Below are 21534 nucleotides of genomic sequence, written 5' to 3' on the forward strand. Positions count from 1 at the left end.
AGATTCGAAAACTAATCCAAATTCAATCCAAAAAAAGTTTTTCTTTCTCAAAAATTGGTCAATTTTTCTTTTTCTATTCGCTATAAATATGACAATAAAATTGGAAAATGGTTTTAGTAGCACTAACTTTAGCCTAAAATCTAAATACACGCAATGAATCTATCGTTCAATTTATAAACCATCAGCTGTTGATCCGCTCATTGTAGCTGGAGAAATGGTCTGCCAAACGATAACGCGATGACAAATTTAACTGTATCGCATAGCGCCCAAGGTGCATAAGAGTATCCATAGCATTGCAAAAAATGAACCCAAGTGTAAAATTATAATTTACACCAAAGAATGTACTGAACAAATAATTATCTGAATGAAAAATACAATTTCGTGCCTAACTTTAGCGCTTTTAAGCGCAAGCCAGTTACATGCTCAAACAGCTGCCGACTCGGCTTATGTTAGAGATCATTATGAAAAGACCGAAGTAGCAATCCCCATGCGAGATGGGAAGAAATTATTTACTGCGATCTACAGTCCAAAAGACAAATCCAAGAAATATCCAGTTTTACTCAATAGAACACCCTACACGGTTTCTCCTTATGGGCAGAACGAATACAAAAAAAGCTTGGGAAACTTTCCCCAAATGATGCGTGAAGGTTATATTTTCGTTTATCAGGATGTCCGTGGCAAGTGGATGAGCGAAGGTGATTTTGAAGATATTCGTCCGACCACCTACAGCAAAGATAAAAAAGCAATCGATGAAAGTACGGATACCTATGATGCGCTTGAATGGTTACAGAAAAATCTCAAAAACTATAATGGCAAAGCCGGGCTCTATGGGATTTCCTATCCAGGCTTCTATTCTACCGTCGGATTGGTCAAAACACACCCGAGCTTGAAGGCAGTCTCCCCACAGGCTCCCGTAACAGACTGGTTTATCGGCGACGACTTCCACCATAATGGCGTATTGTTTCTTCAGGATGCATTTACATTCATGTCAACCTTTGGTGTCCCACGTCCAAAACCCATCACACCAGATCAATTTAAGGGCAAAATTCAAATCAAAGAAGCCGATAAATATAACTTTTTTGCAGAAGCAGGAACAGCGCGGGAACTCAAAGAAAAGTATTTTGGTGACTCCGTACAATTTTGGAATGACCTGTTTAAACATCCCGACTATGATGATTTTTGGAAATCGCGTGTGATCACCAATTCTTTACAGGAGGTAAAACCAGCTGTGATGGTGGTTGGTGGTTTCTTTGACGCGGAAGATGCTTATGGAACATTTAAGACTTACCAATCGATTGAGGATAAAAGCAAAAAAAACAACTCGATTTTAGTCGCGGGACCTTGGTATCATGGCGGCTGGGTTCGTGCAGAAGGAAACTATTTAGGTGATATTCAATTTGAGAAAAAAACCAGTATTACTTATCAGGAGCAATTTGAACAACCGTTTTTCAAATATTACCTAAAAGATGAAGGAAACTTCGCCCCTTTCGAAGCTAACATTTTTGTCTCAGGCAGCAACGAATGGAAACATTTCGAACAATGGCCGCCAAAAAATGTAGAGACAAAAAAACTATACTTCCAACCTCAGGGGAAACTTGGATTTGACAAAGTTCAACGTACAGATTCCTGGGATGAATATGTAACAGACCCTAATAAACCTGTTCCGCATCAAGGTGGGCTAATTCAAAACCGAACACGGGAGTATATGGTAGATGATCAACGTTTCGCAGCTAGTCGCCCTGATGTCATGGTTTATCAAACGGAACCGTTGACGGAGGATCTGACGATAGTAGGCCCAATCAAAAACTTCCTCAAAGTCTCCTCAACAGGAACCGACGCGGACTATGTTGTCAAACTGATTGATGTATACCCGAACGATGCTGCAAGTTATCAAGGAAAAACAATGGCTGGATATCAAATGATGGTACGTGGTGAGATCATGGCGGGGAAATACCGAAATGGTTTTGATAAAGCACAGGCCTTGACTCCAGGTATGGTCGAAAAGGTTAATTTTGAAATGCCAGACGTTGCGCATACCTTCAAAAAAGGACATCGCATTATGGTTCAGGTACAAAACTCATGGTTTCCGTTAGCAGAACGAAATCCACAGGTATTTTTACCGTCTTATACAGCCACCAAAGCTGACTTCCGTAAAGCTACCCAACGTATTTTTCACGATGTGAACAATGCCACATACATCGAATTTTCTGTCCTCAAAGATTAACAGGTCAATTCGAAAGCCAGCGCTTAAAAGCTAATTGAATAAGGCTACATCAGCTAAACACCTATGCCTGATGTAGCCTTATCTTTAATCTTCCGCTACATACGTATCTTCTCCGGCCTTCCATCCCGCAAATAATAAAAGTACGATACTCCCCGCCAAAAAGTAGAACGAGTAATTCCAGGTAGCATCTATTTCGTGCAGCCTACCAAAGACCGGCGGACCAAAAGCCGCAATAAAATAGCCAACAGACTGCGCCATGCCCGATATTTTGATTGCATTTGCCGTTGATCTAGCCCGCAGGGTAAAGAAGAGAATAGACAAACTGAAAGACAGTCCATTGGAAAGTCCCAACAATACGGCGGCAACATAAATTCCCTGAAGCTTGTAATGCCAAAATATAAAGATACTTCCAAGCATGCCTATCGCAACAGCAGTTGCCATTAAACGTTGATCCTTCATCCGATGAGCCAAAATAGGTCCAATGAACATAATGGGAATCATGGCAATTTGGATCAAAAACAGCAACCAGCCCGTATCCTCCTTTGGCATCCCATAATCGACCAATACGTTGGGCAACCAAGAAATCAAGCTGTAGTAAATCAGGGACTGAATACCCATAAATAGGCTGATATACCAGGCCAATCTTGACCTAAAGATATGCCCGATTCCACTTGTCGCTTGTCTATTTTCAGTAATACCTTGAGCTTTCTTACGGCCTAAACCATCAAAAAAAACAACTATAAGTGATAACAAGGCTAAAATCACCCAAACACCCAGTGAGCCTTGCCACCCAAGACCGGTCCATTCACCCAATCGTAAACTAAAACCCGAAGCAAAAGCCGCAGTCAGGTTCATTGCTACCGCAAAAATCCCTGTCATCAGCCCAATCTGCTTTGGAAAACTGGTTTTTATATAGCCAGGTGTAACGACATTGCCCACACAGATCCCAAGTCCAATTAAAAAAGATCCCACAAACAGCGTTGACATATTGCCCCAGACCCGAAGCACAATCCCTACACTCAACAGCATTAAACCAAACAATAAAAAACGATGCATGCCCAGTTTATGCGAATATCGACTTACTGCGACAGAACAGCTCGCAAACATAAAAAGGGGAATTGCCGTCAATAGGCTGCTTTGAAAACTATTTAATTGTAAATCTTCACTGATTTGCCCCAGTACCGGGCCAACGGCTGTAATTGGCGACCGCAGATTGGTTGAGACCATAACAACAACCAATACGGATAACCAGGTCCAAGAAACAGCTGTGGATACTTTTATATTTTCTTTCATAATAAAATCGCGCTATACATGTAATGATCGCCTGCAAAGATATACCTGAAATTTTAATTAAATTTGCCATTAATTTAATTTAAAACGACATGGATCAAACAAATCATACATTGACAATTGAACGCATCCAGAAATCAACCTTTGTCTGGTTTGAAGAAAACTGGATACACGACAACGAGTTGCACAGTCATCGCAAAGGCCAGTTGATTTATGTCGAACAGGGTTTCCAATACCTTACCGTCGCAGGAAAAATGTATTTACTCCCCCAAAATCACGTTGCCTGGATTCCCTCCGGTGCAGTACATAAGACCAACTCCCACTCTGAACGCATCAAGCTTATGGTACTTTTTTTTGATACTCCACAATTTGACGGCGCACAAGACCAGTTGTTTTTCAGTCAGGTACAGCTATTTTCTGCGCCTAAAGTATTACGGGAAATGATTTTGTATTGTGAAAAATGGTCGAAATTGATTGAAGAAGATAAACATGAAAAAGTTTTCTTGGGTGCTTTACTCCATGAACTCCCCTATTTTGCGGCACAATTGCTCCAACTTGGGATCACCCTTCCTCAGGAGAATAGACTTCAAGCCGTCTTAAATCACCTACATGACCATTACACAGAAGCCTTCACATTAGACGAGATTGCCCTATTGTCCAATCTTTCGCTCCGAACTATTGAGCGCCTTTTTAAAAAGGAAACCGGAATGACACTTGCAAAATATCAGCAGTTACTCCGCATTATCAAGAGTTTGGAACTTCTTAGCACAAAACAATTCACCATCTCCCAAATCGCGTATAAAGTCGGTTATAAAAGCGTACAAGCGTTTACCAATAGCTTTTATGCTGTGATGAAATATAGACCTTCGAGTTTCATGATGGACTAGTTTTCGCACAGCTACAGGCCGTTTGTAGCTGTGCAGCTACAAAATATAAGACATTTTAAAAAAATAGTAACGAATAGTTGCACAGGTGTAATATTTACACTATCTTTGTATCATCATAATTTAGGTTTATAATTGGTTATTTAAGGTTTTCATTCTCCCCGTTTGAAAACCTTTTTTTATTTATTTTCACCGTCCCTCAAATCATTTCACTGCTCCGCAAACACAATAATTTCCCCCTTAGGCCCAAACAAAAGCAACTAATCGCATGTTCCCAAAAAATAGCGTTCAAATTAATTCTTAAAAAATTCAAGAAATTCTTTAACAATACTGTATTTTTAACGAATATATTCGGATGAGAAAGGTCAGGCGAATAGAAAAGAGTTCAAATATTGAAAAAATAATCTAAACATATATGGCAGAACATGGGGATTTGCAAATCGCAATACTAATCGATGCGGATAATGTATCTTATCGAAAGATCGAAGAGATTTTGAATGAAGTCAAAAGATACGGGATTCCAACCATCAAACGCATCTACGGAGACTGGACCAACCCTTATGTTGAAAAATGGAAGGACAAACTTCTTACTCACGCGATTACCCCCATACAACAATACAGTTATACCCAAGGCAAAAATTCTACTGATTCCGCATTAATTATTGACGCCATGGATATTCTGCATTCGGACAGAGTGGACGGATTTTGTATTGTATCGAGCGACAGCGACTTCACCCGCTTGGCCACCCGCCTCCGGGAATCAGGCAAGCTCGTAATCGGTATAGGTGAGAAAAAGACACCTAAGCCTTTTATCGCCTCCTGTGACAAGTTTATCTATGTGGAAATTTTCGAGAAAAATCAAAAGAAAGAAACAGTCACAAAGAAAAAACAGCAAAATCAACCCAAACCCGCCCCGGTTGACAACCCGGCAAGTATAGCGGTACTGGATGAAGAAACCCTGGAACTTTTAAAAGACACTGTCGATGATACAGCTGATGAAAATGGCTGGGCTTTCCTAGGGGAAATCGGAAGTCTTTTCAATAAAAGGAAACCTGATTTTGATGCGCGAAATTACGGATACGACAAGATGTCCCACCTTTTTAAAGCCTACAAGGAAGATTTTGAAATTGAAGAGCGAAACACCGACAAATCGCGCATAAAACACTACTACATCCGTAATATCATTAAACGGCCTTTAGCAATGGCCAGCCCCGCTACAGCAGTGGAAACTGAGCACAAAACTCCTTCTACTCCTATTCCTTCCGTACCGCCTACAGAAACTGCGGGAAAAACTGCCAATCAAAACAATAGAAAGAAAGGGCGCCAAGAGAAGAAACGTCAGGATAAAACAAGTTCTGAACCGATACAAAATGAGGCTCCAAAAGTTCAGGAAATTCAGGAGCAAAAAGCCGAGTCCCAAGCCTCCACAGTACAGACACCACCGACAAACATGCTTTTTCCTTCAGAGGGCAACAAGATTACTGCAGATGATGTTAAGAAATCGCAAATAAGAATTGCAAAAGAATTCAAACCTTTATTTCCCACTAAATCCCAAAAATTAAGGATTATGATCAATGCCGGAGAATATGAATGCAATTTTACCTACCGAGGCAGAGGATTTCATGTACTTAAACTGGGAAAAGAAGCCGCTACGCAGCTTGGTCTTGCAGAAGGAATACAAATACAACTGATCAAACTGAATGAAGTTAGCTTTAGCCTTCAAAATAAATCCGTTTAAATCTTATTCAGGGTTATTTTTCTCGCTTTAATAGGGTGATAGGACAATATACATATTGTCCTATCACCCTATTAAAGTATTAAGCTGAAGGTTTGTCGTATTAAAATAACGATTAGCGTCTGCCGGCAAATTCCATCGTAAAGTGGTAGTTCTCATCGATTGCCATTGGCTTGCGATCTACTTTACGAAAATCCCGTGCTTCTTCAGTCCATAGAAAAGGATAAAACGAAAAAACTTGATTACCATTCAACGATTTGACGTCTTCACTCCAGTCTTTCCATTTAAATGTTTCATAAAACTGTCTGATATCCCCTTTCAAAGCCCAAAAAACAAAGTCCGAATAGCCACATTCCAAACTTTCCCATTGCAAGGTATCTTGAGCAAAATAATAGACCTGTCCAATAGCATCTCCCAGAGCGCCGGCATTGATGGCAAAATAACCACCCAAAACATCGTCAGCTATAAGAAGAAATCCTCCTTTTTCGCCTTCCTTGTCAAAACTTTTGCCCTTATTCCACTCCATAATTCCGCGGTTCAGCTTTGGCGAACCGGAGCCTAAAATTCGCAACCAGCCACCATCGATCAGTATACCACCGCTTTGATGAATAATGGCCCCCATCGGAGATTTCGTCGTAATTTGTGCCCTTAAAAGTTCCTCATCAGCCCGCTTAGGGTTTTGAGGAAGCACTTCATATGAATTTGTCGCTTCCTTCAACCAGCCCTCAACCAGCTTCCATCCCGAATTACCTGTATCAATCAGTTCTTTTAGACTTTTCATTTCTTGTGCTTTTATATGCTAATATCAATGATCCTCCACACAAACGGGAGGATCATTGATATTAGCATTTTTGCCGAAATTAACACAATTCTTTATCGCATCCAAATTACAGCTTGCACAAGAACGTATCGAAAAAAAATATTCATCGAAAACATGAACATAAAGATTAGGAACCTTGCATCTATTTTAAGTAATTTTAGGTTATGCAACATGAATTAGAAAAACTCAGATACCCCATAGGTCGTTTCGCGATACCCGATGTAATTGACAGCTCCCTGTTGAATGACTGGATCAAGACAATTGCAGATTTTCCGGCTCGGTTAAAATCCGAAGTCGGCGACCTTACGGACAGTGCGCTAGAGAAGCGCTACCGTCCTGACGGCTGGACGATACGTCAGGTCGTTCACCATTGTGCCGACAGCCATATGAATAGCTTTGTCCGGTTCAAATTGGCCCTAACCGAAGAAGATCCAACCATCAAATTATATGAAGAAAAATTGTGGGCCGAACTTCCCGACGCCAAAATAATTCCCATAGAAAGTTCGGTAAAATTGCTAGAAGGTCTACATGAACGTTGGGTCATACTGCTGAGAAGCCTTTCAGCCGAACAACTTGAAAGGGGTTTTATTCACCCCGTTACCAAAAGACTAATTTCTTTAAAGGTCAATATAGGCCTGTATGCATGGCATTGTAACCACCACCTCATGCATATTGTCAACGCCAAAAACCATTGATGGAATTACATAGCATAATGATCTTTTGACCGGCAGTCAAAAGATCATTGTGCTAAATTCACTTTATTGTTTTCACTTTACGACAATGACATCGCCCACAAAAAAGCCAGCAATCCTGCAATCAGAAGTCCAATAAGACCCGACAGAAAAAACGACAGAAAATAATACCCCGCGGTTCGTATTTTTTTCTTTACAATATGAACAATACCTACCGTTAACGTATAAATCGTTCCAAATCCAAAAAAAACAATCATGATCAAGTCGATCAGAATGCCACTAAAATCTATATTTGCTGATGATAACATGATTTACTTTTTCTTTTTAAATAGTTTACTAAAAAAGGAAGAACTTGCATTTGAATCATCGGACTGATTATCCCATTGCAATAAATCCTGTTCGATATCCAGTTCATTGGTTTTTGCAAAACCTAACCAATGGCCAAATTTTTCCTGATTTCTAAATGTAGGATCATTCTTGTAATAATCCAATAAGCGCGCTGTGGCACTTTCGTAAACGCCATAGTCATTGGCACGCTCAAAATAGTGGATCGCTTTTTTACTGTCCTTTTTAAATTTCAGTCCCTGATCATAGAGCAATCCATAATAAATATTGGAATAACTATTTTCCTTATCTCTTTTCAAGTAAACCAATAGACGATCGTAATCTTCCAAACTGTAATAGATAGAGGCTATATTGCTGTTGTTTTCAACTAATTTTAATTCCGCTTTCCGATAATAAGTGAGGGCTTTTTCCAGATCTTCTTCAACATAGGTCCCACTTGAATAAAAGTAACCTAAATTGGACAAAGCATAGCCATTCCCCAATTCGGCTCCTTTCATGTAAGCATCAAATGACTTTTTCAAGTCTTTGTTATAGCCGATTCCATACTGAAAGAGGTAGCCAATTGCATTCCAGGCAGGGGCATATTCTTTTTGGGCGGCCTGTTCATAATATTGAATTCCCCTGTCCAAATCTAAAAAACGATTGTCTTCGCTATCGGTATCCGTAAAGATATTCCCAAGTTCATGCATGCTGCTTTCATTTCTCTGGTCGGCAGAAAAGGTAAAATAGCGCATCGCCTTTTCAACATCGCCCTGCCGGTAGCAGTCTAAGGCCATATGATACAAGGTATAACTATCATAGCTGGATTCAAAATTATCGCCCTTTGCAGTCTTCCATCGATCAAAAAAACGGCTACATACATCAAAATCTTCTCCTGACAATTGATCCAGCTTCTTCAGAAATTGACCATATCGTTCTTCCTGAATTACTTCCACACCATCGGAGCCTTTCTTATACAAGCGGTCACCTTGCAATAACATCAGATCCTGATAGTGATCAACGCTTGCACAGACATAATCATAGGCGGAGCTGAGCGCCCTTTGCACTGCGTCAAAATAGTAATATCTTCCCGCATGGTCTTTCAGAATAAAATAATCCATCACAGCAGCATATACAATTTTCACATAGTGGGTTGAGAGCGGGATCAGCCAGGCCTTTTCAGCAGCCTGATAGATCCCACTACCGGCAGCAGTTTCGATGATATAGCAATCCCAGGCACCATTACCGAAATCAGTCCCCCCTTGAACGGATTGCATTACCAAGTCTTGCAGTACATAGGCCCGGGCTTCCAGATCAAACAAACGAATGCTACCGGAATCGGCAAAGAATAATGCACCTCGACCGTTTCCAGCATTGAGTATATCAACATCTTTGACCAAGATAGTTCCATCGGGAGACAAAACAGATTTTTTCTTTTTGTTATTCAAATTGACCGCATAAAAATCAAACAGCAGTTCGCTCAGGGCACCATTGGCAAAAGCACCAAGTAAAATACCTCTGTTGGAATAATAATGACGCAGTTTATTTTCGGGAATATCCTGATAGATAAATCCATCATAATCTATGTAAAACGGTCTGTCTGTACCAACAACATTAAAGAACTGACCTTGGGCGTCGATAATGTAGTATTGCTGATCTTTCTTTCCCTGGTAATAACCGTAAGCAAAATCTTCGAGTTCATCATATTCAAGTGGTATGATTATTTCTCCGTTCCCGACGTTGATCAATCCGTATTTTTTAGCTAAGCTCACCTTACCAACGGTTGATCCAACTCCATATTGGGCTGGCGCTGCCGATGAATAAATACAGGGAATAGTTTCTTCGCCGCCCCTATTCAAATAACCGAACAGGTCATTTTTCTTTATGACAGCGATCCCTTCATAGTCAAAATCACCAATTTCCTGATAGCTTGCTTCGACCTTCACCTCCCCTTTTGCATTGCGTATCCCCCAAAGCTCCTGGTCTTCAAAAAATTGATTATCCAGACTATCAATCGCTTCGCTATTCCACCAGCCCAAGCCATACTTGCCCCATTCCAGCTCGAGCATCGCTAAAAAAGAAGTATAACCAGCGGGAAGCAAAATAGATTCGAGCTCAGCTATGGACTGTTTTTCGATTGCTTTTTCATAGGGCAAATTCTTCTCATAGACTTCAAATGCAAAATCTTTTGCCTGTTGACTATGTTTAACATCGCTCATGTTAAATACATCACTCGCGTTCAGCTGGAAGTAATCAAAGGGCAAACCGTCCAAAAAATCGAACAGTTTCCCGATAGCTGCCATGGCCAACGCATCTGAATTTAACCTATATTCACGAATGAGCAAATCATAAAAAGCGCGAAGCTTACGGATTCCTGGCTCCTTTTCGGAATAAACTAAGGTACCTTTTGCCTTCGGATTAGCAGCAAATAAGGGTAAAAAAAGCGGCGGAATCACATAGTTCCATTCCCCTAAATAATGCGGAAAGTAATCTTGATCCTTCTTATCTGTATTGTAAATATATATGCGATGAGCCATTTTCTATGCGATAATAATTCTCTTACTATTGATCAATTTCAACAGTATTTTCTTTAGCAAAATTTAACCAAAACTCGTATTTATCCGCGTTTGCTGCAGCTCCATGCGCAGCATACAGCTGCAGCAAACGATTGACAGCATAGGCGTACACGTTTTCTTCATTGGCTTGTTCATAGTAACGGATGGCTTTTGGCAAACTTTGTTTAACACCCAGTCCTTCCTCATACAAAATCCCATAATAAATAGCAGCAAATTGATTTGTGGTATCCCTTTTTAAATAACGTAATAAGTTCGCGTAATCTTGTTTTTGATAATAGATTTCTGCCATTTGCGCATCGTTGGGGATACCCGCTTTTTCAGCTTGTTTAAAGTAATCTAAGGCTAAGGCATAGTCCTGTTCCACATAGGCTCCTTCGTAATACCAATTCCCTAAGTTGCTCATGGCTTGCGCCTCTCCAAGCGCAACAGCTTGCTGATACCCTTTTAAGGCCTTCGAAATATCCAATTCAACACCATGCGCTGTCGCATATAGAAAGGCCCAGTTATTCCATGCCTGAGCATGGTTCTGCGCCATTGCCTGTTCATAGAAGAACTTTCCCTTTGCGATATCCATTCCATCGTAGCCTGCATCTGTATATATATTTCCAAGGAAATATTGGCAGTCTGCACTGCCCCGATCGGCCGCGATTTTGAGCAGCCGAATGGCTTCGGAGACCTTCCCTTCAGCATCGAGCTTCTTCCCCCTTTCAAGCAGTGTGTCATTATCGAAATACTGTTCATATCCATCACCCTTGCGTTTCGTCCAGGCTTGATAAAACTGCACAAAATAGCTTTGATCACGCCCCTGTAGCTGATAACGTTCTGTATATAAATGCCCGAATGCTGTTTCGGGTATCTCTATCACATTCCGGTTTAGGTCGAGATGAAAGATCTTCTCTCCCTTAAAAAGCAACAGGAGTTCGCCTGAGATTGCCTCAGGTGCTGGATAATGAAAAGGCGAACAAATATAATCGTAATGCTCACTGCAAAAGTTAAGCTTCGTATCGAAATAGCGCATTCCCGCAGCACAGTGTATGCGCATAAAATCCAAAAAGCAATGTTCGATTTTCTGATGGGCAATAACAGGTTCAAGTAACCATTCTCCTCGAAGAGCATCATAAATCCCCTGTCCTTGAGCACAGCCTACGACAAAAATATCTTTACGGTATTGCTGTATGCTATCTACAGCTACTTTATCTATCAGGCTGTCCATCAGTCGAAATACCCCATGTTCAAGCGAGTAAATCTGCCATCTTTTATTTTTGAGATAGGCAATACTTTGATAGTCATCCAACACGATAATCCGATCAATTCCTTCATCCAAGATATTACCATCGGATTGAATGACGGCAATTTTTGGCTGTAGCTTATTGGGTTTAATCCAAAAATATCGATTGGCTAGCGGCTCCAGACTACCTTCCAGAAAAGTCCCTAAATACTGACCGTCCATTCGGTAATATTTCCTTTTTATCGTTCCTTTTTGCCGGTTATAGAACAGCTTGTTATAGTCATACATAAACGGCTCGGGTGCAGGATCTGAAATAATCAATCGTCCTTCAGCCGAAAGGAGAATGTGGCTATCCCCTTGTCTTGCGTTTATAAATCCATAGGCGATCCAGTCGAGTTCATCATAGATTGCAGGTATGCTCAGCTGTTTGGCATCCATATGCAGTACCCCACGTTTTCCTGCCACTTCCACTTCAGCGTAATTGTTCCCATTGATATGCCGGGCATCGAAAGCGTCGCTATACTGACAGGACAGCAGCTCAGCGCCGCTAGCATTGATATAACCATATTGTCCATTTGATTGAACTACCGCAATCCCCTGATCGTTGAATTCAAATATCTCATCATAAATCGCGTCAAGCAAAATATCACCTTTAGCATTTTTTAATCCTTGTTTTCCTTCCGCTTCGAAAACCTCTGCTCCTTTCTCCTGCACAAGCTCTTCTGCCCATAAGCCCAAGCCATAATCAATCCAATCGGTTTGAAGAGCATCTAAAAATGAAGTATAACCAGACTCTTTCACAAGAGGGTCCAGCGGATCTAAGGACTGTTCTTCGACCGCTTGTTCATACAAAGCGGCCTTCATTCTTATTTCCGCCACCCAATCTTTGGCCTGCTCCGCGTCATTTTCTTCATTCATGGTAAAAACATCCCGTCCATCGATCTGAAAAGTATCGAAAGGCAAAGCCTCCAAAAATTCAAACATCCTATTGACAGGCTCAAAATATATTTTTTTATAATGCAATTGATACCTATCAGCCAACAACGCATAAAAATAGCGAAGCCTTGCGATCCCATCTTCCTTGTTTGCATAAAGCTGGCTGCCTTTGGACCGGATATTGGCGGAAAATAAAGGTAGCATCAGGATAGGAATTTCATAATTCCATTCGGCCAGATAAGAAGGATATGTTTCTTTGGTATTGAGATTTACATTATAGATATAAATACGATGTGCCATGCGCTAATTTTTCTGTTTGTCGTTGTATCGCAGTAATCCATTCCATACGACAAGAATCATGCGAATGCTGTAAAAATACCGTATTTATCATTTTTTTTATTTAGCGGAAAACAGGGATTTTTTTCTCAGTCTATTTTAGGCAACTTTGGTTTGGATTTTGTAACAGAAAGAACAATGAATCATTTCAAATACAGTTATTATATCGGCGCATTGATACTTCTTTCATTGCAAATTGCCTGTCAGGAAAAATCAAAGCCACAGGAAGCACACCTAGCACCCGCAAAAACGACCGAAAGGCCAGTCAAAGATACTGTCTTAAAAGACACCGCATTGCCAAAACACGCCAAACTGGATAGCATTGACCATGCCAATTCGCAAAGTGTACTGGAATCTGATGAAGTCACCACAGCTTATGTAAACCTAACTTCTCAAGACAGCATCATACGCCTACATTCCAATATACGTTTAGACCATCGCTTCTTTGGCTATGAGCAGGCAGATATAGGCTCAAAAAAACTACTTTTATTTTCCATCTTTACCAACGATGTGGAACACAATCCATTTCAACTCAGACTGGGTGCATATTACGATACCGCTGGCTTAGACAGTAAAGGCTCGAAACTAAAATATGTGGACACAAAGGGTGATTTTGTGCAAGCTAAATTCATCGATTCAACCGATATACCGGTGTGCACGATCTATTTTGAAAAGAAATGGGTCGAGATCGAATAATAAAAACCGTTTCTCAATTTATATGTTTATGGGCAACAACAATAATTACTAAAAACAACCATGAAGTTCACTATAAAAACTATTTTTCTACCCTGTATAGCATTGTTTTTCAGCTGCCAGCAAAAGAATGAAGCTAAAAAAACAACTATTGCAGTTAGTACCCCTGCCAGTATAGACACTTTACAGAAAAAGGAGGCGATGAAATCCACATCCAATGATGACCTGGCTTTTTTTAATCAGCTCTATCCGATTGATATTCTTCAGCCGGAGAGCAAAAATAGTTTCAAGAAATATGGTATCGAATTTTCAGGAATATGTTATGCCTGTGATCTTGCAGAAATCAAAATAAATAAAAAACAGCTGCTTTTGGTCAATGTCTGTGATTCCAATGAAATCTATCAGATTAAAGAATTTACTTATAATGCTAGTGATAGCAGTCTCACGATTAAGACCAAAAATCATGAGTTTTCCTTCAAGAAAATAGAGAAAGAGCCTATTTTCGAATTACAAATCAAGGGGGATTCGCTGTTGCTAAAGAATAAACGTATCGCAAAATACTACACCCAGAAATCTTTGATCGATCAATTTGAAGTACATGATTGTGGTGATTTTCAGGGTTAGCACCGGCTTGATTTCGTTGGTATTCACGAATAGCAACAGATCAGGAGAATAAAACAATCCCGATTATTAATAAATGACCTTATACGAATTATTTCATTTCTGCCTGCTCCCCCTGTTCTACTTATACTTCAAAATAAAACCCCGATTCAGTAAGTTCTTTATATTTTACCCTATCAAAACTATAAATCTTCGCAGCCCTGGCACGCCGATCTTTCTGCTTATCGCTGTGGTCGATCAATAAACCCATGCTGAGGATTTTTTTTCGAAAATTCCCACGGTCAATTGACCGTTGCAAAACAGTTTCATACAAATTGTGCAAATCGGGCAAGGTAAACTGTTCGGGCAGCAGCTCAAAACCGATCGGCTGATAACGTATTTTCCCTTTGAGCCTTTCGATGGCGGTATTCAGGATCTGTTTATGGTCAAAAGCGAGGTCTTTATTTTCAGCAATGCCAAACCATTTTACAGCTTCAATATCCGCACCCGCTTCCAAAATATACGTTTCAGGCTTGACAAGCGCATAATAAGCAATGCTGATCACTCTTCCGCGCGGATCACGCGCTAAGTCTGAAAATGTATAAAGCTGTTCAAGGAAAATATCCTTGAGACCGGCCTCCTCCTGCAGTTTACGAAGCGCACAGTCGTCGGCGGTTTCTTCTTCCTGAATAAAACCACCTGGAAAAGCCCATTTTCCCAAGAAAGGTTCTATTGCACGTTTGGTCAATAATACCTTAAGCTGGTTTTTATCAAAGCCGAAGATCACACAGTCAACCGTTACTGCAGGCCTCGGATATTCATATACATATTTTTTTGCTGAGCTTGCCATGTACTACAAATTTACTTCGGTTGACAATTTGATCTGTATCCCATATTTTTCTTTTAAAGCATCAAACTGCAGGAAGGTTTGCTCTTCAAATCCGGCAATCGGCGACATGCAGTCTATCAATAAGGTAATACGGGAGGTGATGGACCGATCATGTTCAAAATACTCCAAAATCTGCACCGCCGAAGCCAATACGCAATGGCTTGATGCCTCTCCCGCGATATAAATGGCATCGTGTGCCCGTATTGCTTCAAGTACAGCATGGTTTACGAATTTATGACCATCATATTCGGCTTTAATAATACCATACATTTCCGTATTCGGATCCTGTCCTTTGTAAACCAAGACTGGTTTTACCTGACGCACAGCACTATGAAAATAGAGCATATTCGTAAATTGACTCTCAAGCTGTGCGCCAGAGGTCCCCTCCAAACAGTGATATGGCCAGATACACAATTGTTTTTTTCCCTCAGCTTCCAAATGCTGAAGATAATCCAGCGCTAAGGCTGTATGGCCATTCACAGCACGCCAGATACCATCGCGGACATCAGCATAGCGAATGATGGTAAATGGCTCCGGATGATTTCCTTCCGTATCCAGCCACCAATCGGCATGGAAAATCTGCATCATCGAATGACAATCAAGACTGCACATCACTTGTGTCAGCGAGCCCAAATTACGGTACATCCATTGTGTTAGACGCTGAACATCTGCTTTGGAACCATTGACCGCAAGACTCCCAATAGATTCCATAAAATCGTTCTGAACATCTATTGCCAAAAGCAGCGTCCGTTTCACGTCCGAAGCTGCAGGCCTGACCTGCTCCTTTTCTGCCAATGCCAGCATTGCCGGTATATTATCCCTTTTGCCGCTGGCAATATGCTGCACATCGACAATCTGATCAAATGGTGTTATCATGCTATTCATTTTCTTTCATCAATATTTATTTCAACGCCGCATTTATTACGCAAAACGATGAGGCCATTAAACTTTTCCTCCAATTAAAAATCATCTTCATTAAAGCATAGTTTTTGTCTCTTGTTAGCTGCTATGAAGTGCTTGCGTCGATTGCCATAACTAGCCGATTGCCTTAACTAGTTAAAATTAACCCTTGAACGTAGGCACTGCTGCAAACTTGTGCGCAGATTGTTGTATACGTTTACGAATAAGTTCATCTATAACCGGGTTGCCCGATGTACCTTTCAAAATAAACCCATCGATTTGCGCATAAGTCATTCCCAATTCATCTTCATCTGTCTGTCCTTCCCAAAGGCCGGCAGACGGACTTTTATACTGAATAGATTCGGGTACGCCCAGGTATTTTGCCAAGGTATATACTTCCTGTTTGGTAACCATTGCCAACGGATTCAGATCGTAGGCGCCGTCGCCCCATTTCGTAAAATAACCTACCGTAGCTTCGGCCATATTCCCCGTACCAATAACAAATCTGCTGCCCAGTTGCGCAAACTGATACAAATATGTCATGCGAACACGTGGGCGAATATTTGCAAGGCTCAAGGCGCGGTTAGCGGCTGTGGCTTCCGCGACAAATTGTTCTTGATGAATTGCCAACGCATCCACAGCAGACTGAATGTCAAACACATGAAACGGAAAATCAAACTTCTGAATAAGCTCCATCGCATGCTGATGGCTTTTACTATTATTCATATCGCTGCCGTAGGGCATCATGACCAAGTGAACATCTACTTGTGCCAGACGGCATAAGCAGGCCACAACACTGCAGTCGATACCACCGCTCATTCCTAATACAAGTCCCTGACGGCCTGCAGATTTCACTTGCTGAGCAATCCAGGATGCCATCAATTGTGCATACTGTGCAACGTTTTCATCCTGGATGAAAAACGGTTTGTTTACGCTATTTTCCATATACTCGAATTGTTTCAGTTTTCAATCTATTCCTTATTTCTTCAAAACGCGTTGTGTGCGTAAATTCACCATCCAAATAACAGGTTTGGAGTAGGTTTCTACTTTCCAGTTCAGCTATAGTTTTTGGATTCAGGTTATCTATTAAACGAAATTCATCATTTTCGAATACCACAGCCACCATACCCTTTTGTGACTTCTTAAAGTTTCCGGTATCTGTAGCCGGACGTTTCTGAATTGCTTTAAATTCTCCATTGACAATTTCGGCAGTTCCTTTTAACGCAAAACCAAAAGTATCGCGTGTAACATATTGATAGGTATAAGAGCCTATTCCCAATATGGTATTGGTGGAAGCAAAGCCCTTATCGAGCAAACCTTGACATATTTTATCGGCTCTATCCACTGTAATGGAATCACCATAAACCACTCCGATATGTGGATCCAGCTCCTTAAATCCCTTGCTGTTGGTCGTACCGCCAAAAAGTTCAAATAAACGTTCGACGATACCTTTCCGAACGGTACTGCGATCAGATGCCACATCACCACAGATAATTTTTACAGGATCGCCACTATCGGGGCGAATAACAACTTTTCCTTCCCTAGCCATAATAAGATCTTTCAGTTTCGGCAATACGTTGTCAACTACATTCCAGAGGTCATATGTATCCGATACAATGGAAATATTTCCACTTGGGTATACCTTGGTGATCAGATGCCGAAATGCCTCGACTTCATCCTCACCGTAGGAACACATCACACTGTGCTCCGTAGACGGGGTATACATCATCACATCACTTTTTGCATGATAGTAGGATTTCAGATACTCCCTAACGGAAAGCGTAGCTGAGACACCGAAGCTCAACAGATGCCCCCCAGCTGTACGATAAGCCGTTTCAGGAGAGCCCATACCACGCATGGAAAAATCACCGGCTTGGGTAAAGACTTTATTGACGTCGCCCGTTTTCTCGGCAAAACCCGTCAATAATCTTTTATAGCGATCTGCAATTGTCGCTGCTGTCATCGGTGACCAGATATAGGCCGATAATTGTGTTTCCAGATAACCCGGAAGCCAGAAAAAATTGGGATGTGTATTTTCAATGGTAAACATTGGCACGCCAATAGGCACCAGGCTGCCTTCAGGCAAAGCATTTACTTTGATTGGAAGGTACCCCAGTCGATGTAGATCGCGAATATGTTTCGATTCATGCATCGATGCGAACTTCGTGTTTGTATTTTCAAAAACAGCTGCTATTGCCTCTTCGTAAGCCGCCACGACCTCCTCTTCCGGTTGAGCAAAAAAGTTTGCATCAAATGAATTCGTGATTTCGGCCAAGGCCCCCTGCAATCCAAAAAATACAACATGACTAATGCCTTCTATGCGGGACATGCGCGGCGTCCAAGTCTCATAAACCCATTGCGTATGTGCAGGGTATTGATCCTTATGGCACAATTTATAACCATCTGTCCAAAGTATTGGATTCATGCTCATTGATTTAAACATAGCTTTCAGTCGTTAAGTTGATATAATTTATTTTGGGGTGCTTGGTATCCATCATAGAATTGGTGGTAAAGACATTGGTTATCGGTGAATCATCATCCAGCAGGTTCCCTTTAAAAATTCGGGGTTCGCAATGCGTGACCAAAAGATAGACTGCACTGGCTCCCATTTCTTTCAATATTTTCCCTGCCCAAAGAAATGTTCCCTCTGCCGAACACACGTCATCGACAATAATACATTTTGCGCCGAGCGGAATATCTCCGGCCTTAAGTTCCATCCCTTCGATCCTGCCTGTTTGTGGATTCCGCTTTTTCTCAAAAATACAGCTATTTTCATAGCCGCTGTTGATGTAACGTGCGGCAGCTCCTTTATCCGGAAAAACAATCCGATCTGATTCCGAAAACTCAAGTTTTTCCATTAATTGTGGCAACCAGTCCAATGCCGGATAAATCCCTACACTGTTCGCCAGTAGCTCCAATGTCACATTGGAATGCGGTTCGGCAACAGATACCGCATCAAATTGCAAACTATTGATAAACTCCGACACATATTTCAATGTAAACAAATCACCTTCAATTTTGCGATCCATACGGCTATAGGGCATATAACGGATCAGTAATCCGCAAGATTCGGTAGGTCTTTCATCCAATCGCTTTTTGACAAAAAGCAAGCGGATTAAATCTCCATCCTCCTGATAAGTAAATTCAATGAGATTGTTCTTTAAGATCAACTGATCAAAATCTTTCACTTTTGTCTCCCCATTTGGAAATTGCTCTGTGACTATCTGATGCTTATTTAATACAATCATAGCTTTTAATTTTGCTTTCTACTATTGAGTACTTTTTACTCAACAAATATGAAGATTAAATTTAAGCTTGCAAAATATATTGAGTACTTTTTACTCATAAAATCAAACAACAATACATATAACACTGTATATCAGTAAAATAATTTAAATAAAACAGCGTAGCGAAAAATTCATCCCCCATTTCTAAATAGTAAACATGAAACTGATTTCCTGATTAGCGTATAGCTGATCAAGATAAGTATTAAATCGAAACATATGGATATCAAGTCATATCTAACAACAATTTTTAATCAGTATTTAGACAGTCATTAGTCACTGATTATACAGTCTACACTGAGTCATCACTGAACAAGCACTGAACGATCACTGAACAAGCACTGAACAAACAATGTTAAAAGGTCGAATTTGATATCGCTCTGATCCCTGTTTGCTACTACGGTTTCCCGCTCTTCGTTCGATTAACGGGTAGAAAGAAAACACGTCCTACAAGACAAAAAAATGTGATGGAAATATTGACTGCACAAGCCTATAGGAGCTGTTCAGGTGATAAAAAACCACTGAGAGACAGTTCCAATAAAAATTAGCTGATTATAGGGATTGAAATTTTGCGATAAAACATGATCTTTGTCTATACCAAAGTCACAAAATTCTTTGTCAGCCCACAAATGTGCTAGCAAAGAATTTGAATTACTTAAGCATAAAGCATGGAATTAGCCAATCTTATCAAACAGGATATTGAGTCAATTTTACAGATTGAATCTCAAGACATCAAACAATTGGTCGAGGACTATCGCGAAGACTTAATGGATGCGGATACCTATGACGCCATTGATGCGTACAATATGCTCTATTCGAATATTTATGAAATGTCCGAGGAAGAATACCTCGATGCTTTTCGTACGCTGGGAGAAGCCTATCCAAACTTCGGCAAGGCCGATGAAAATGACATCCAAAAATCAATCGCTGAATTAGAACGATTAAAACATGCTTTTAATGAACTACAACTCAATACAACAGAAGGTAAACAGCTTCTAGCATTACAATTAGCGGTTTTGGAACTGGACATTCAGGTCTACCAAAAACAAACTTTATCGCCGACTACACTTGAGATACAAGCTGAGATCAATTTATTGGAAACCGAATCGTTTGGATTAACCAATCAGATCAATCTGTTTTTAGAACAATACCACGATTAGTTATGCAATCATTTTATCCGACGAATCGCCTGTGGTTAAAAACAGGTCTTTGCATGCTTTGCTTACTGACCGGTCTCGCAACATCGTTGTTTGCAGATCAAAACAAGATCGTTTTTCAGTCACAGCAGCAGCCAGGAAACAGATTACCCTTTTACATTACGGACCAAGGGACGCTTTGTTATAATTTGCCGGTGGACACCATGGGCGTATATGCCATACAGATCGATCTCAACAGGCTTCTCCCGACCGCAACGGCAGAGCATCTTCGTTCAAAATATTATGAACTATCAGACAGCACAATAACAATAATCAACTATGCCGAACCGGCTACCGCCATCAACTATAGGGTTACTGATAACAACTTTGTCATATCCAAATCCTCCAATTGGCTCGCGGACTACCAACCTGAATTTCAATTCATCGCTTTGGACAGCCTCAAACACATGGAGAACTTATTCGACACGAACGATTTGGGCGGCCTAATGCAGTTGGAGGCAACCAAGCTCCCTTTTGAAAATATACTTTTATTTTTTAGTCAGCTGCATGGATTTTCCACAGTAGAGGAATTTAGCAGCAATGCCATTCATCGGATTTTAGAAAAGGATCAGTATGCTATTGCCAAACAATTTCATCACTTATTTCTGACGAGAAACAGACAAGTCGATGATTTCGAAGTACTGAAGGCGGCAATAGAAAAAAACGATATGGATTTTATCCGTAAAACCTCTTTAAATAGTCTAAACCGTCTGGGTATAGATGAAGTTAAAGCGGATTATAGCTTCACACAATGTACATTACTTGGAAAAGCGATCTTAATGAAAAACAACATTGCCATAGATTATCTTTTGCAGAAAGGTGCCACCACGGAGAAAGTATATCAATATGAATCCGACGTATTATCTGCTTTTCAACTCGCCGAAAAGACCAAGTCAAAGAAAATCATTAAACTATTTCAGTAAATCA

At 40.6% G+C, this 21534-nt stretch carries 18 protein-coding genes; 8 read left to right on the top strand and 10 right to left on the bottom strand.

What is annotated here, in order from left to right; all coding sequences use genetic code 11:
• The first annotated feature begins 364 nt into the window (after positions 1-364).
• Entirely contained in the window at positions 365-2224 is a 1860-nt protein-coding gene (locus L1283_RS10845) for a CocE/NonD family hydrolase (RefSeq protein ID WP_286850290.1), read from the top strand.
• An 84-nt stretch (positions 2225-2308) separates the two neighbouring features.
• Here L1283_RS10845 and L1283_RS10850 read toward each other — a convergent pair whose 3' ends face one another.
• Positions 2309-3517, bottom strand: a complete 1209-nt coding sequence (locus L1283_RS10850) for a CynX/NimT family MFS transporter (protein ID WP_286850292.1) — start codon at positions 3515-3517, stop codon at positions 2309-2311.
• Positions 3518-3606: 89 nt separating this feature from the next.
• Here L1283_RS10850 and L1283_RS10855 point away from each other — a divergent pair, with 89 nt between their 5' ends.
• Both L1283_RS10855 and L1283_RS10860 read left to right on the top strand, forming a co-directional pair.
• Positions 3607-4401 (top strand): helix-turn-helix domain-containing protein, encoded by a 795-nt coding sequence (locus L1283_RS10855; RefSeq protein WP_286733744.1) that lies wholly within the window; start codon positions 3607-3609, stop codon positions 4399-4401.
• Between the two features lie 412 nt (positions 4402-4813).
• Positions 4814-6136, top strand: a complete 1323-nt coding sequence (locus L1283_RS10860; protein WP_286850294.1) for an NYN domain-containing protein — start codon at positions 4814-4816, stop codon at positions 6134-6136.
• Positions 6137-6248: 112 nt separating this feature from the next.
• Here the strand turns inward: L1283_RS10860 and L1283_RS10865 are convergent, their stop codons facing one another.
• The gene (locus L1283_RS10865; RefSeq protein WP_313262574.1) at positions 6249-6914 is read right to left on the bottom strand and encodes a DUF2625 domain-containing protein; all 666 of its coding nucleotides are present in this window, start codon (positions 6912-6914) and stop codon (positions 6249-6251) included.
• A 203-nt stretch (positions 6915-7117) separates the two neighbouring features.
• On the opposite strand from L1283_RS10865, the gene L1283_RS10870 reads away from it, so the two are divergent.
• Complete coding sequence (locus L1283_RS10870) at positions 7118-7648, top strand: YfiT family bacillithiol transferase (protein ID WP_313262575.1); 531 nt, start codon at positions 7118-7120, stop codon at positions 7646-7648.
• A 77-nt stretch (positions 7649-7725) separates the two neighbouring features.
• On the opposite strand, the gene L1283_RS10875 is transcribed toward L1283_RS10870, so the two are convergent.
• Genes L1283_RS10875 through L1283_RS10885 form a run of 3 tightly spaced genes read right to left on the bottom strand, consistent with a single transcriptional unit; the run spans position 7726 to position 13009 of the window.
• Entirely contained in the window at positions 7726-7953 is a 228-nt protein-coding gene (locus L1283_RS10875) for a hypothetical protein (RefSeq protein ID WP_286849477.1), read from the bottom strand.
• Between the two features lie 3 nt (positions 7954-7956).
• The gene (locus tag L1283_RS10880; RefSeq protein WP_286849476.1) at positions 7957-10506 is read right to left on the bottom strand and encodes an SEL1-like repeat protein; all 2550 of its coding nucleotides are present in this window, start codon (positions 10504-10506) and stop codon (positions 7957-7959) included.
• 25 nt (positions 10507-10531) lie between these two features.
• Positions 10532-13009, bottom strand: a complete 2478-nt coding sequence (locus tag L1283_RS10885) for an SEL1-like repeat protein (RefSeq protein ID WP_286849474.1) — start codon at positions 13007-13009, stop codon at positions 10532-10534.
• A 174-nt stretch (positions 13010-13183) separates the two neighbouring features.
• Here L1283_RS10885 and L1283_RS10890 point away from each other — a divergent pair, with 174 nt between their 5' ends.
• Positions 13184-13741 carry a hypothetical protein gene (locus L1283_RS10890; RefSeq protein WP_286849473.1) on the top strand — a complete coding sequence of 186 codons (558 nt, stop codon included), beginning with the start codon at positions 13184-13186 and terminating at the stop codon, positions 13739-13741.
• Positions 13742-13801: 60 nt separating this feature from the next.
• Positions 13802-14362: a hypothetical protein gene (locus L1283_RS10895; RefSeq protein WP_286849472.1), complete on the top strand. Its 561-nt coding sequence runs from the start codon at positions 13802-13804 to the stop codon at positions 14360-14362.
• Between the two features lie 121 nt (positions 14363-14483).
• On the opposite strand, the gene L1283_RS10900 is transcribed toward L1283_RS10895, so the two are convergent.
• The 5 genes from L1283_RS10900 to L1283_RS10920 form a co-directional block, all read right to left on the bottom strand.
• Positions 14484-15188 carry an NUDIX hydrolase gene (locus L1283_RS10900; RefSeq protein ID WP_075991913.1) on the bottom strand — a complete coding sequence of 235 codons (705 nt, stop codon included), beginning with the start codon at positions 15186-15188 and terminating at the stop codon, positions 14484-14486.
• Positions 15189-15191: 3 nt separating this feature from the next.
• The gene (locus L1283_RS10905) at positions 15192-16103 is read right to left on the bottom strand and encodes a hypothetical protein (RefSeq protein WP_286849471.1); all 912 of its coding nucleotides are present in this window, start codon (positions 16101-16103) and stop codon (positions 15192-15194) included.
• A gap of 186 nt (positions 16104-16289) precedes the next feature.
• Positions 16290-17072: an NAD(+) synthase gene (gene nadE / locus L1283_RS10910; RefSeq protein ID WP_075991911.1), complete on the bottom strand. Its 783-nt coding sequence runs from the start codon at positions 17070-17072 to the stop codon at positions 16290-16292.
• Positions 17062-18552 (bottom strand): nicotinate phosphoribosyltransferase, encoded by a 1491-nt coding sequence (locus tag L1283_RS10915; RefSeq protein WP_198386073.1) that lies wholly within the window; start codon positions 18550-18552, stop codon positions 17062-17064. Before L1283_RS10915 ends, nadE begins: the two co-directional genes overlap by 11 nt.
• Before the next feature lie 10 nt (positions 18553-18562).
• Positions 18563-19375 carry a hypothetical protein gene (locus L1283_RS10920; RefSeq protein ID WP_312352549.1) on the bottom strand — a complete coding sequence of 271 codons (813 nt, stop codon included), beginning with the start codon at positions 19373-19375 and terminating at the stop codon, positions 18563-18565.
• A gap of 704 nt (positions 19376-20079) precedes the next feature.
• On the opposite strand from L1283_RS10920, the gene L1283_RS10925 reads away from it, so the two are divergent.
• Both L1283_RS10925 and L1283_RS10930 read left to right on the top strand, forming a co-directional pair.
• Positions 20080-20571, top strand: a complete 492-nt coding sequence (locus tag L1283_RS10925; protein ID WP_145328594.1) for a hypothetical protein — start codon at positions 20080-20082, stop codon at positions 20569-20571.
• 2 nt (positions 20572-20573) lie between these two features.
• Positions 20574-21530, top strand: a complete 957-nt coding sequence (locus L1283_RS10930) for a hypothetical protein (RefSeq protein WP_286849468.1) — start codon at positions 20574-20576, stop codon at positions 21528-21530.
• The last annotated feature ends 4 nt before the right edge of the window (positions 21531-21534 follow it).

Source organism: Sphingobacterium sp. HSC-15S19, from assembly GCF_050433745.1.
Lineage (GTDB): Bacteria > Bacteroidota > Bacteroidia > Sphingobacteriales > Sphingobacteriaceae > Sphingobacterium > Sphingobacterium siyangense.

Coding starts and splice junctions, on each gene's coding strand:
- L1283_RS10870 (WP_313262575.1), top strand. CDS start 7,118: ATGCAACATGAATTAGAAAAACTCAGATACCCCATAGGTCGTTTCGCG.
- L1283_RS10880 (WP_286849476.1), bottom strand. CDS start 10,506: ATGGCTCATCGCATATATATTTACAATACAGATAAGAAGGATCAAGAT.
- nadE (WP_075991911.1), bottom strand. CDS start 17,072: ATGGAAAATAGCGTAAACAAACCGTTTTTCATCCAGGATGAAAACGTT.
- L1283_RS10930 (WP_286849468.1), top strand. CDS start 20,574: ATGCAATCATTTTATCCGACGAATCGCCTGTGGTTAAAAACAGGTCTT.
- L1283_RS10885 (WP_286849474.1), bottom strand. CDS start 13,009: ATGGCACATCGTATTTATATCTATAATGTAAATCTCAATACCAAAGAA.
- L1283_RS10850 (WP_286850292.1), bottom strand. CDS start 3,517: ATGAAAGAAAATATAAAAGTATCCACAGCTGTTTCTTGGACCTGGTTA.
- L1283_RS10875 (WP_286849477.1), bottom strand. CDS start 7,953: ATGTTATCATCAGCAAATATAGATTTTAGTGGCATTCTGATCGACTTG.
- L1283_RS10915 (WP_198386073.1), bottom strand. CDS start 18,552: ATGAATCCAATACTTTGGACAGATGGTTATAAATTGTGCCATAAGGAT.
- L1283_RS10845 (WP_286850290.1), top strand. CDS start 365: ATGAAAAATACAATTTCGTGCCTAACTTTAGCGCTTTTAAGCGCAAGC.
- L1283_RS10865 (WP_313262574.1), bottom strand. CDS start 6,914: ATGAAAAGTCTAAAAGAACTGATTGATACAGGTAATTCGGGATGGAAG.
- L1283_RS10900 (WP_075991913.1), bottom strand. CDS start 15,188: ATGGCAAGCTCAGCAAAAAAATATGTATATGAATATCCGAGGCCTGCA.
- L1283_RS10920 (WP_312352549.1), bottom strand. CDS start 19,375: ATGATTGTATTAAATAAGCATCAGATAGTCACAGAGCAATTTCCAAAT.
- L1283_RS10895 (WP_286849472.1), top strand. CDS start 13,802: ATGAAGTTCACTATAAAAACTATTTTTCTACCCTGTATAGCATTGTTT.
- L1283_RS10925 (WP_145328594.1), top strand. CDS start 20,080: ATGGAATTAGCCAATCTTATCAAACAGGATATTGAGTCAATTTTACAG.
- L1283_RS10855 (WP_286733744.1), top strand. CDS start 3,607: ATGGATCAAACAAATCATACATTGACAATTGAACGCATCCAGAAATCA.
- L1283_RS10890 (WP_286849473.1), top strand. CDS start 13,184: ATGAATCATTTCAAATACAGTTATTATATCGGCGCATTGATACTTCTT.
- L1283_RS10860 (WP_286850294.1), top strand. CDS start 4,814: ATGGCAGAACATGGGGATTTGCAAATCGCAATACTAATCGATGCGGAT.
- L1283_RS10905 (WP_286849471.1), bottom strand. CDS start 16,103: ATGATAACACCATTTGATCAGATTGTCGATGTGCAGCATATTGCCAGC.